General features: G+C 68.9%; 9 protein-coding genes. All 9 read left to right on the forward strand.

The window, feature by feature from the left end; genetic code table 11:
* Nucleotides 1–13: 13 nt before the first annotated feature.
* The 9 genes from ASE35_RS16745 (at nucleotide 14) to rfbD (ending at nucleotide 11,683) form a co-directional block, all read left to right on the forward strand.
* Complete coding sequence (locus ASE35_RS16745) at nucleotides 14–1,330, forward strand: serine hydrolase domain-containing protein (RefSeq protein WP_235570099.1); 1,317 nt, start codon at nucleotides 14–16, stop codon at nucleotides 1,328–1,330.
* Complete coding sequence (locus ASE35_RS16750) at nucleotides 1,327–2,259, forward strand: ribokinase (RefSeq protein WP_057164565.1); 933 nt, start codon at nucleotides 1,327–1,329, stop codon at nucleotides 2,257–2,259. The genes ASE35_RS16745 and ASE35_RS16750 overlap by 4 nt, the downstream gene beginning before the upstream one ends.
* Nucleotides 2,260–2,313: 54 nt before the next feature.
* The gene (locus tag ASE35_RS16755; protein ID WP_057164566.1) at nucleotides 2,314–4,500 is read left to right on the forward strand and encodes an SUMF1/EgtB/PvdO family nonheme iron enzyme; all 2,187 of its coding nucleotides are present in this window, start codon (nucleotides 2,314–2,316) and stop codon (nucleotides 4,498–4,500) included.
* A gap of 4 nt (nucleotides 4,501–4,504) precedes the next feature.
* Nucleotides 4,505–6,349, forward strand: coding sequence for a beta-L-arabinofuranosidase domain-containing protein (locus ASE35_RS16760; protein WP_057164567.1), 1,845 nt, complete (start codon nucleotides 4,505–4,507; stop codon nucleotides 6,347–6,349).
* A 102-nt stretch (nucleotides 6,350–6,451) separates the two neighbouring features.
* Nucleotides 6,452–7,651 (forward strand): CoA transferase, encoded by a 1,200-nt coding sequence (locus tag ASE35_RS16765; protein WP_235570100.1) that lies wholly within the window; start codon nucleotides 6,452–6,454, stop codon nucleotides 7,649–7,651.
* 502 nt (nucleotides 7,652–8,153) lie between these two features.
* Complete coding sequence (gene rfbB / locus ASE35_RS16770; protein ID WP_057164568.1) at nucleotides 8,154–9,212, forward strand: dTDP-glucose 4,6-dehydratase; 1,059 nt, start codon at nucleotides 8,154–8,156, stop codon at nucleotides 9,210–9,212.
* 121 nt (nucleotides 9,213–9,333) lie between these two features.
* The gene (rfbA, locus tag ASE35_RS16775) at nucleotides 9,334–10,221 is read left to right on the forward strand and encodes a glucose-1-phosphate thymidylyltransferase RfbA (RefSeq protein WP_157489530.1); all 888 of its coding nucleotides are present in this window, start codon (nucleotides 9,334–9,336) and stop codon (nucleotides 10,219–10,221) included.
* Nucleotides 10,218–10,775, forward strand: coding sequence for a dTDP-4-dehydrorhamnose 3,5-epimerase (gene rfbC, locus ASE35_RS16780; protein WP_056181425.1), 558 nt, complete (start codon nucleotides 10,218–10,220; stop codon nucleotides 10,773–10,775). The genes rfbA and rfbC overlap by 4 nt, the downstream gene beginning before the upstream one ends.
* Nucleotides 10,772–11,683, forward strand: coding sequence for a dTDP-4-dehydrorhamnose reductase (gene rfbD / locus ASE35_RS16785; protein ID WP_057164569.1), 912 nt, complete (start codon nucleotides 10,772–10,774; stop codon nucleotides 11,681–11,683). Before rfbC ends, rfbD begins: the two co-directional genes overlap by 4 nt.
* Nucleotides 11,684–11,731: the final 48 nt, after the last annotated feature.

Consider the following 11,731-nt stretch of genomic DNA (forward strand, 5'->3'; position numbering starts at 1 on the left):
CGCCGACGGGTCCGTGGCCCGCGGCGGCTCTCTTTTCTCCGCGCTGGTTCGGTGCGCAGGCCTGTGCGGCCTGCTGGTCTGCGCTACGACGCTGGCACCGGTACAGGCGGCCGAGCCTTCGCCTCTGCCGGAGTCGGCGCCCGAAGCGCAAGGCTATTCGGCGCCCCGCCTGCAACGCCTGCACGCCTTCATGGACCAGACCACCGGCGCCGACGGCTACCTGGGCGGGATCAGCCTGATCGCGCGCAACGGCCGCATCGTCGACTGGCGCGCCTACGGCTACCGCGACCTCGCGCGCAGCAGGCCGCTGCAACGCGACGATATCTTCCGCATCTATTCCATGAGCAAGACCGTTACTTCGGTGGCGGTGCTGATGCTGATGGAGGAGGGCAAGTTCGCCCTCGACGACCCGATCTCGCGTTATCTGCCGGGTTTCGAGGCGCCGCGGGTCGTGGCCGGCGGCAGCATCGACGCGCCGCGGCTGCGTCCGGCCGCGCGGCCGATCACGATCCGGCATCTGCTCACCCACACCGCCGGTTTCGCCGCCGTCCGTCCGGGCGACGACATCGCCCTGGGCCTGCTGCAACGCGCCGATCCTCACGCCGCGCGCGATCTGCGTGGCTTCGTCGAGCGCTTGAGCCGGGTGCCGCTGGCCGCCGATCCGGGTACGCGCTTCGGTTACGACGGCGCGGCCTTGGAGACCCTGGCGCGCCTGGTCGAGGTCGGCAGCGGCCTGAGTTTCGACGACTTCCTACGGCAGCGCGTATTCGCGCCGCTGCGCATGCGCGACACCGGCTTCAGCGTGCCCGCCGCGCAGCGCGCGCGCGTGGTCGACATCACCCGCATGGGCGACGACGGCCATCTGCGCCTGGACGATGGCCCCAGCGCGCGCGAGCCCGGCGCGCCGCTCAATGCTTATCCCAGCGGCGCGGGTGGCCTGTACTCCACCGCAGGCGACTATCTGCGCTTCTGCCAGATGCTGCTGGCCGGCGGCACGCTGGACGGCCAGACCCTGCTGGGCCGCAAGACGGTCGAGCTGATGATGCGCAACCAGCTGACCATGTTGAATCCGCCGGTCACGCAGTTCAGCGATGCCGAAGGTTTCGGCTTGGGCGGCTACGTGGTGTTGGACCCGGCGCTGCGCGGCCAGCCCGGCTCGGTGGGGCAGTTCGGCTGGTCGGGCGCGGCGTCCACCAGTTACACCATCGATCCGCAGGAGCGGTTAGTGGCGATCCTGCTGTTGCAGCATTTGCCGCGCGAGGATCGCGCCGACCTGCCGCGGGTGGCACGCCGTTTCTACGGTCTGGTCTATCAGGGCCTGGTGCCATGAACACGCGTGGCGGCAGTGTGCTGGTCGCGGGCTCGGCCAACCTGGATTTCGTGGTCCGCGCCGCGCATGTGCCGGCGCCCGGCGAGACCGTGCTTGGCCAGGGCTTTGCGACCTATCCGGGCGGCAAGGGCGCCAACCAGGCCGTCGCCTGCGCGCGCGCGGGTGCGCCGACGCGCTTGCTGGCGGCGTTCGGCGACGACGACTACGCGGCACCGATCGAACGCTCGCTGCAGGCGGCCGGTGTGGACGTGATGGCGCTGCGCGTGGCCGACACCACGACCGGCACCGCCTTCATCTGCGTGTCCGACGACGGCGAGAACGCGATCACCGTGGCCCCCGGCGCGAACGCCGCGCTGCGGCCCGAACATCTGCCGGACCTGGATGGCGTCAGTCATCTGCTGCTGCAACTGGAGACGCCACTGGCGACGGTCGAAGCTTGGGCGCTGGCGGCGCGCGCGGCAGGGGTGGCCGTGATCCTGAACGCTGCGCCAGCACAAGCGTTGCCGGATCGACTGCTGGCCGCCGTCGATGTGCTGATCGTCAACGAAGGCGAGCTGGCCGCGATCACCGGCGTGCACGACGACCGCGCCGCGGCCCTGGCGCGTTTGCGCACGCCCTGGGTGATCGTGACCCTGGGCGCGCGCGGCTGCTGTGCGCGGATCGGCGATGCCTTGCTGGATCAACCCGCCTATCCGGTGACCGCCGTGGACACCACCGCTGCCGGCGACACATTCTGCGGCACACTGGCGGCGGCGTTGGCCGCGGGCGAGGACGGCGCCACGGCCCTGCGTCGCGCCAGCGCCGCCTCGGCCCTAGCCTGCACCCGCGCGGGCGCGCAATCCAGCGTGCCCAGTCGCGACGAGGTCGAGGCCTTGCTGGCCCGCGTGCACGCTGACGACGCGCCGGCCACGCGAGCCGCGTCACCCTGAAGTCAGGCCTGGCCTCAGTCCCCCATTTCGCACCTTCCGATACGACCCGATCCGATGAATTCCAGCACCGATCCCAGAGCTCCCGAACCCGCCGATGCCGACGAACGCCGTCCGGTGCGTAGCGAATACAAGTTCTCGCACGTCACTACCCAGCGCTATCTGCCCCTGCCGGGCAAGGCGCCGGGTTGGCCGTTCGCCGAGATCGGGCACTGGAAGATGGATGTGGACGGCTCGGTCGACGACTGGATCGCCGAACTGGTCGATTGGCGCCGCGAGCACCTGACCCGGATCGGCTACGACGACGCCAACTATCGTCGTCCCGAATTGCAGTGGGCGCAGCGCAACTTCGTGCATGCGCAGATGATGGCCGAGGATCGCTACTTCTACGACCCGGTCGAAGGCCGCTACACCGTCGGGCGCTATCTGGACGATCTCAAGCAGCGCTACGGCGGCATCGACAGCGTGCTGATCTGGCATGTCTATCCCAATATCGGCATCGACGACCGCAACCAGTTCGATCTGGCCGGCGACCTGCCCGGCGGCCTGGACGGCCTGCGCGAGGCGATCGCCGACTTCCATCGCCACGGCGTGCGCGTGCTGCTGCCGACCATGCCCTGGGACAACGGCACCCGCGACGACGGCCGCAACGACTGGGAGTCCATGGCCGAACTGGTCAAGGCGGTGGGCGCCGACGGCATCAACGGCGACACCTACAACGGCGTGCCGCGCGCGTTCTTCGACGCCTGCGATGCGCTGGGCCATCCGGTGGTGCTGCAACCCGAGTCCACCATCAGCGCCGAGGAGGCTTTGATCTGGAACGTGCAGAGCTGGGGCAAGAAGGCGCCCAACGAGCTCGTGCCGCCGGTGGCCAAGTTCAAGTGGCTGGAACCGCGCCACATGATCAACTACGAGAACCGCTGGGGCCGCGACCGCAACCACGATCTGCAGTACATCTTCTTCAACGGCGTCGGCTACAACGCCTGGGAGAACATCTGGGGCCTGTGGAACCAGCTCACCCCGCGCGATGCCGAAAGCCTGCGCCGCATCGCCGCGATCGAGCGCCGCTTCGCGGCCTGCATGGTCAGCCTGGACTGGCGGCCTTACGAGCGCACGCTGCAGGCCGGCGTGTTCGCCAGCCGCTTCCCGCACGCGGGCGCGACCTTGTGGACCTTGGTCAACCGTAACGAGTACGAAGTCGCGGGCGAGCAGTTCGCGGTGCCGCACTTCGAGGGCCAGCGCTACTTCGATGTCTGGAACGGCGTCGCCCTGAGCCCGCGCCTGCAGGACGGGCGGGCGGTGTTCGAGTTCGCGATCGAAGGCCGCGGTTTCGGCGCGGTTGCGGCACTGGCGCCCGGCGCCGAGGGCGAGGGTTTCCAGACCTTCTTGAGCGACATGGCTGAACGCGCGGCCACGCCCTTGCGCGACTATTCCAATCAATGGCGCGCGCTCGCGCAGCAACTGGTCGCTATCGAGGCTACCGCTCCAGCGCCGACCGCGCCCGCGGGCATGATCGCCATCCCCGGCGGCGATTTCGATTTCGTGGTCGGCGGCGTCGAGATCGAAGGCCAGACCTGGGAAGGCGTGGACGTGCAGTACCCCTGGGAGCCCAGCGCGCGCCGCAACCACCGCCAGCGCATGCGCATGCGCCCGTTCCATATCGACCGCACGCCGGTGACCAACGAGGACTACCTGCGCTTCGTCCAGGCCAGCGGCTATCGTCCGCGCGACACCCACAACTACCTGCGGCACTGGATCGACGGTGCGCCGCCGCCGGGCTGGGAGCGCAAGCCGGTGATCTGGGTCGCGCTCGAGGACGCGCGCGCCTATGCGCAATGGGCCGGCAAGCGCTTGCCGCGCGAATGGGAGTGGCAGTACGCCGCGCAGGGCGGCGACGGCCGCCGCTATCCTTGGGGCAACGATTGGCGCGAGGACGCGGTGCCCGCGACCAATCGCGGCCGCCGCCTGCGCGCGCCCGACGATGTCGATGCGCATCCGGGCGGCGCCAGCCCGTTCGGCGTGCTGGACCTGGTCGGCAACGTCTGGCAGTGGACCGACGAGTACCAGGACGAGCACACCCGCGCCGCGATCCTGCGCGGCGGCAGTTCGTACCAGCCGCAGACCTCGCATTGGTATTTTCCGCAGGCGCACCGGCTGGACCAGCACGGCAAGTATCTGTTGATGGCGCCCAGCAAGGACCGTTCCGGCTGCGTCGGCTTCCGTTGCGTCGTGGATGCGGCCTGAGACCATGGAACGCATTCCCGCCGCCGCGGTTCGTCTGGAAGGTCTGCTGGGCGAGGCCCTGGATGCCAATCTCGCCGGGCGCCTGTCGCATTTCATCGTCGACGAGCGCAGCCCGGCGATCGAGATCTTCGCCCCCGAGCGGCGCGCGCAGAACCGCGAGGGCGACTGGTACGGCGAGCACGCCGGCAAGTGGATGGTGGCCGCGGCCAAGGCCGCCGCACGCTCGGGCGATGCGCAGTTGCTGGCGCGACTGCGGCGCGTGGCCGATTTCCTGGCCGACAGCCAGGAAGCCGACGGCTACCTGGGCACCTACGCGCCGGAACGCCGCTTCATGCGCAAGCAGCCGCCCAAGCCGCTGAGCTGGGACGGCGCCCCCAGCGTGCGGACCTGGGATATCTGGACCCACGCCTATCTGATCCTCGGCTTTCTCGAAATCCACCGACACTTCCCCGAGCCGCGATATCTCGAGGCCGCGCGCCGCATCGGCGATCTGTGCGCGCGCACGCTGGGCGAAGGCGGCATCGACATCACCGAGCTGGGCAACCATCACGGCATGTCGGCGACGGTGCTGATGGACCCGGCGACGGAGCTGTACTTCGCCACCGGCGAGCGCCGCTATCTGGATCTGGCGACGACGGTGCTGGAGCAGGCCGACCGCCATCCCGAACTGGCCCTGCTCAGCCGCGCTCTGGCCGGCGTCGATGCGGCCGAGATCGCGACCGGCAAGGCCTATCAGCTGGCCTGGAACCTGGTCGGCCTGGCCAAGTTGCACCGCGCCACCGGCATCGCCGTCTATCGCGATGCGGTCGAGCGCCTGTGGCGCAGCATCCGCGATCATCATCTGAGCTTGGGCGGCGGCCCCTGGGGCGGCGTTGCCCATCGTTCGCGCGAAGTGTTCAACCCGCCCGGCGTGTTCAGTCCGCACGGCTATGTCGAGACCTGTTCGACCCTGGCCTGGATCCAGTTGAACCGCGAGCTGCTCGCGATCAGCGGCGACGCGCGCTATGCCGAGGAGGTCGAGCGCTCGGCCTATAACGATCTGCTGGGCGCGCAGGCGCCCAACGGTGAAGACTGGTGCTACTACGTGTTCCCGAACGGGCGCCGCGTGCACACCACCTATTGGCGCTGCTGCAAGTCCAGCGGGGCGATGGCGTTGGAGGAACTGCCCGCGATCGCCTACGCGCGCAGCGGCGACGATGGGATCGCGGTGAATCTGTACGGCCCCGGGTGGGCCGAGATCGAATTGGGCGCAGCCGGTCGGGTGCGTCTGGAACAGGCGACCGGCTATCCGTTCGACGGCGAGGTGCGCCTGCGCATCAGCCTGGAGCGCGAAGCGCGGTTCGCCTTGAGGTTGCGCATGCCGTCCTGGGCCGAAGACGCGACCGTGCGCGTCGACGGCGATACGGCCAGCGCCGTGGTCGAGCACGGCGGCTATGCCGTGCTCGACCGCGTCTGGCGCGACGGCGATACGGTGACGGCGCGGTTCCCGATGGCGCCGCGCAGCCATCGCGCGCTCAATCGCAACGTGCAGGAATCGCGCGCGCCCGACGGCAGCCCGGTCCGCCAGGAAGTGCTGCGCCACGAATACCTGGGCGTCACCCGCGGCCCGCTGGTCTACGCCTCGGGCCTGATCGACGGTTTCAAGACCGAGGAGACCCTGCGTCTGCCCGCGCAGCCGGAGGCGACTTGGTTGCTGGCGACGCAGGACGAGCAAGGCGGGCCGCTGGTGGAATTGCGCTTGGGCTACCGCTCGCCGCTGGTGTTGGCGCCCTATTACCGCGCCGGCGGCCGCGTCGACGGCGCCTGGCGCCTGACCTGGATGAGTCTGGCGCCGGAGCCCAAGTCATGAGCGCCGCCAAGCAAGATTTTGTGGCGCCAGAACATATGCGGCCTGCCTGTTTCTTTTCGCGGGCACGCGGCAAAGTGCAGCCAGCATCACGCCAGGAGTTTCATGGACGCGCAGCGTATGGACGCATTCCGACCTGACCCCAGCACCGGGCGCAGCGCGCCGGCGGGGCCGCTCGCGGGTGTGCGCGTGCTCGACCTGAGCGCTTACATCGCCGGCCCCTACGGCTGCGCGCTGTTGGCCGACCAGGGCGCGGACGTGATCAAGATCGAGCCGCCCGACGGCGACAATCTGCGCCAGTATCCGTCGACCCTGCCCAGCGAAAGCCGCGCCTTCCTGGGCGTGAATCGCAGCAAGCGCGGCATCGTGCTGGATCTCAAGCAGGCCGCCGATCACGCTGTGCTGTTGCGCCTGGTGCGCGATGCCGACGTGCTGGTGCACAACTTCCGGCCTAGCGTGCCGCAGCGGCTGGGCATCGATTTCGAGCGCCTGAGCCTGATCAATCCGCGCCTGATCTATTGCGCCGTCACCGGCTACGGCGAGACCGGGCCGATGAAAGACAAGGCCGGTTACGACCAGGTGCTGCAGACCATGACCGGCATGTGCGCCTTGCAGGGCCGGCGCGGCGGGCCGCCGGAGATCATCTACGGTTCGGTCGTCGACTATTACACCGCGGCGCTGCTGGCCGCGGGCGTGTCCTCGGCGCTGTACGAGCGCGAACGCAGCGGCCTGGGCCAGTTCGTCGGGGTGTCGCTGTTGCGTAGCGCCCTGACCATGCAGTCGGCGCGCATGATCTGGGCCGAGGGCGAATCGCTGGACATCGGCCGCGACATGCGTTCCGGCGGCGTCACCGGCATCCATCCCACCCGCGACGGTCATATCTATATTTCCGCGAACACGCCGCGCTTCTGGAAGGCGCTGTGCGAGAAGACCGGGTTGCAAGACCTGGCCGCGCAGTCGCGCTACGACAGCGTGCGTAAGCGCGCCGAGCACGCCGCTGAAATCGTCCCGCGCCTGCACGAGGCGCTGGCGCAGCGCGGCGCGATGGAGTGGGAGGCCTTGTTCGGCGACGAGGTGCCGTGCGCGGCCGCGCGCCGCATCGAGGACATGTTCGAACATCCGCAAGTGCTGGCCGAGGGCATCGTCGGCACCATCGAACACCCGCGCGTGGGTCGCTACCGCGCGGTCGCGCAGTCGATCAAGTTCGGCCGCACCCCGGGCCCGGCGCCGTTCGCCGCGCCGATGCTGGATCAGGACACGCAGGCGGTGCGGGCGGCGGTCGAGGCCGGCGAGGGCGCGGAGTAGGGCGCCGACGGCTGGAATGAGCGGCCGGAATGAGAGCTCCGTCGCAAACCGCCGGCCGGACGCCGAGCGGACCGATCGGCACCAGTTAGTCACTTTTTAGGCGTCTAGTTTGCCGCGTCCGTCTTCAAGCCCGGCGCCACCGCGGCCGGGCTTGGGCGCGCGCGCGTTCAGGCTGGCCCCAGGCCGCGCCGATTTCCCGCACGCAGGTCATTGGCGCGTAAGGCTTTGCGCGTCCGGATGCGACTGAACGGACCGGCGCGGGCCGCCCCGTTGTGCCTGTTCCACGCCGCCTTCTGCAAAAAGAAAGTATTAGAATCATTCGCTTGCACGACTCGGCCGTCATCGGACGACGGACGGGCGCTGGCGTGATGGGTCCTTTCGGCTGGCCTGCCGTATCGTTCGGGCGGTTTTGGCGTCCGGTGCGGCCGGCTCGGTCCGATCTTCCGTCTTGCCGGCGCAGGTCGGCGTGCAGCGACTAATTTCTTAAGCAGGGAGTGTCTGAGTGTCTACTTGGTTGGTCACCGGCGGCGCCGGTTTCATTGGCGGTAATTTCGTACTCGAAGCGGTGCAGCGCGGCGTCAAAGTCGTGAACCTGGATGCACTGACCTATGCCGGCAACCTCGACACCCTGAGCCCGCTCGACGGCGACGGACGTCACCAGTTCGTACAGGGCGACATCGGCGACGCGGCCTTGGTCGCGCGCCTGCTCGCCGAACACCGCCCCGACGCGGTGATCAATTTCGCCGCCGAGAGCCACGTCGACCGTTCGATCGACGGCCCGGCCGCGTTCGTGCACACCAACGTGGTCGGCACCCTGAGCCTGCTGGAGCAGAGCCGCGATTACTGGAAGTCGCTGGACGCGCCGGGCCGCGACGGGTTCCGGTTCCTGCATGTGTCCACCGATGAGGTTTACGGCAGCCTCGGCGATACCGGCAAATTCACCGAGACCACCGCGTACGCGCCGAACTCGCCGTACTCGGCGTCCAAGGCCGCGTCGGATCATCTGGTGCGGGCCTTTCACCACACCTACGGTCTGCCGGTACTGACCACCAATTGCTCGAACAACTACGGCCCCTATCAGTTCCCCGAGAAGCTGATCCCGCTGATCATCGCCAAGGCTCTGGCCGGCGAGCCGCTGCCGGTGTACGGCGACGGCCTGAATGTGCGCGACTGGCTATACGTCGGCGACCACTGCGCCGCGATCCGCCGCGTGCTCGCGGGCGGACGCCTGGGCGAGACCTATAACGTCGGCGGCGACGCCGAGCGCCAGAACATCGTCGTGGTCAAGACCATCTGCGAGTTGCTCGACCAGCGCCGCCCGCTCGCCGACGGCCGCAAGCGCGAGTCGCTGATCGCCTACGTCAAGGACCGCCCGGGCCACGACCGCCGTTACGCGATCGACGCCTCCAAACTGCAGGACGAGCTGGGTTGGGCCCCGACCGTGACCTTCGAGCAGGGCATGGCGCTCACCGTCGACTGGTACCTGGACAACCAGCCCTGGGTGCAGCGCGTATTGGACGGCAGCTACCGACTCGAACGCATCGGGGGAGACGGCGCGTGATAACAGATGCCGACAAGGCATCTGCTGCGCCGTCGAGCGCCCGGCCATGGTTGGCCGGGCAGGACCATCCGCAAGTGATGGGGTTGCGCCAGGGATGGCGGCAAGACTATTCGGAGTTCAATTGATGAATCGCAAGGGCATCATCCTGGCCGGCGGCTCCGGCACCCGGCTGTATCCGATCACCCAGGCGATCAGCAAGCAGCTGTTGCCGGTGTACGACAAGCCGATGATCTATTACCCGCTGAGCGTGCTGATGCTGGCGGGCATCCGCGACGTGTTGATCATCAACACCCCGCACGAGCAGGCGCTGTTCCGCCACCTGCTGGGCGACGGCTCGCGCTGGGGCATGAACATCGAATACGCCGCGCAGCCCAGCCCCGACGGGCTGGCGCAGGCCTTCCTGATCGGGCGCGAGTTCCTCGCCGGCGGTCCCAGCTGCCTGGTGCTGGGCGACAACATCTTCCACGGCCCCGGCCTGACCGCGATGCTCAAGCGCGCCGATCAGCGCGAGCACGGCGCCACGGTGTTCGGGTATTGGGTCAACGATCCGGAGCGCTACGGCGTGGCCGAGTTCGATGGCGAGGGCCGGGTGATCGGGTTGGAGGAAAAGCCGGCCGAGCCGCGTTCGAACTACGCCGTGACCGGTCTGTATTTCTACGACGGCCGCGCCAGCGATTTCGCCGCCGAGCTCAAGCCCTCGCCGCGCGGCGAGTTGGAGATCACCGATCTCAACCGGCGTTACCTCGAGGAAGGTTCCTTGCATCTGGAGCAGCTCGGTCGCGGCTACGCCTGGCTCGACACCGGCACCCATCAGTCGCTGCTGGAAGCCTCCAATTTCATCGAGACCATCGAGGCGCGCCAGGGCCTGCGCATCTGCTGCCCCGAGGAAATCGCCTGGAACAACGGCTGGATCGACGCCGACCGCTTGGTCGAACTGGCCGCGCCCTTGGCCAAGAACGGCTACGGGCAGTACCTGCTGGGTCTGGCCAAGCGGGGTTTCGTACCGTGAAGGTCATCGAAACCGATCTGCCCGGTTGCGTGGTGATCGAACCGCAAGTGTTCGGCGACGCGCGCGGCTTTTTCTTCGAGTCCTTCAATCGCGACAAGCTGGCCGCGCACGGCCTGTCGCCGAATTTCGTCCAGGGCAACGTGTCCTCGTCGGCGCGCGGCGTGCTGCGCGGCCTGCACTACCAATGGCCCAATCCGCAGGGCAAGTACGTGTCGGTGATCGAGGGCGAGGTCTGGGACGTCGCCGTCGACATCCGTCGCGGCTCGCCGCACTACGGCCGTTGGACGGCGGTGCTGCTGAGCGCCGAGAACCGGCGCCATTTCTGGATACCGGAAGGTTTCGCCCACGGCTTCTGCGTGCTCAGCGAGCGCGCGGTGTTCACCTACCTGTGCACCGCGACCTACGACGCCAAGGCCGATGCCGGCATCCGCTGGGACGATCCGGCGCTGGCGATCGACTGGCCGGTGAGCGAGCCCTCGCTGTCGGACAAGGACGCGCGCGCGCCGCTGCTGGCCGAGGTCGCCGAAGACCGCCTGCCGATCTACAGCGCATGAGCAAGATCCTGCTGCTGGGCGCCAACGGCCAGGTCGGCCAGGAGCTGCGGCGCAGTCTGGCGCCCCTGGGCGAGGTCGTGGCGACCACGCGCAGCGGCGAGCTGCCCGACGGCGGCCGCTGCGAGGCGCTGGATCTGGCCGAGCTCGACGCGATCGCGGCCCTGATCGAGCGGGTGGGGCCCGACGTGGTCGTCAACGCCACCGCCCATACCGCGGTCGATCGCGCCGAGGACGAACCCGAGGTCGCGTTCCGGGCCAATGCGCGGGCGCCCGACCGGATCGCGCAGGCTTGCGCCGCGCGTGGCGCGACCTTGCTGCATTACTCGACCGACTACGTATTCGACGGCAGCGGCACACGCCCGTATCGCGAGGACGACGCCACCGCGCCGCTGGGCGTGTACGGCGCGAGCAAGCTCGCCGGCGAGCAGGCCATCGCGGCCAGCGGCGCGTCTCATCTGATCCTGCGCACAGCCTGGGTCTACGCCACCCATGGCGCCAACTTCCTGCGCACCATGCTGCGCGTCGGCGCCGAGCGCGACGAACTGCGGGTGGTCGCCGATCAGATCGGCTCGCCGACGCCGGCCTGGCTGATCGCCGACGTCAGCGCGGTCATCCTGCGGCAGGGCTTGGCCGAGTCCGGTGTGCGTCACCTCGTCGCCGGCGGCGAAACCACCTGGCACGGCTTCGCCGAGGCCATTTTCGAGCGTGCGTTCGCGCAGGGGCTGATCGCGCGCAAGCCGGTCGTCCACCCGATCGCGACCGCCGATTACCCCACGCGCGCGCGCCGCCCAGCCTATTCGGTGCTGGACACCGCCCGCCTGCGCGGCGAGTACGCGCTGGCTCTGCCGGACTGGCGGACCGCCCTGGATAGGACGCTGTCGACAGATTCGGCAAAGTCTCCAGCCTGAACCCGCTGACGGGTAGGGGCCTGTATGCCCTGAGCCGTTGGATGGGTT

It is taken from the genome of Lysobacter sp. Root916, assembly GCF_001429785.1.
Lineage (GTDB): Bacteria > Pseudomonadota > Gammaproteobacteria > Xanthomonadales > Xanthomonadaceae > Lysobacter.

What these genes read in the sequence shown, in the direction of transcription:
- ASE35_RS16755 (WP_057164566.1), top strand. Translation starts at nt 2,314, where the DNA reads ATGAATTCCAGCACCGATCCCAGAGCTCCCGAACCCGCCGATGCCGAC.
- rfbD (WP_057164569.1), top strand. Translation starts at nt 10,772, where the DNA reads ATGAGCAAGATCCTGCTGCTGGGCGCCAACGGCCAGGTCGGCCAGGAG.
- ASE35_RS16760 (WP_057164567.1), top strand. Translation starts at nt 4,505, where the DNA reads ATGGAACGCATTCCCGCCGCCGCGGTTCGTCTGGAAGGTCTGCTGGGC.
- ASE35_RS16750 (WP_057164565.1), top strand. Translation starts at nt 1,327, where the DNA reads ATGAACACGCGTGGCGGCAGTGTGCTGGTCGCGGGCTCGGCCAACCTG.
- ASE35_RS16765 (WP_235570100.1), top strand. Translation starts at nt 6,452, where the DNA reads ATGGACGCGCAGCGTATGGACGCATTCCGACCTGACCCCAGCACCGGG.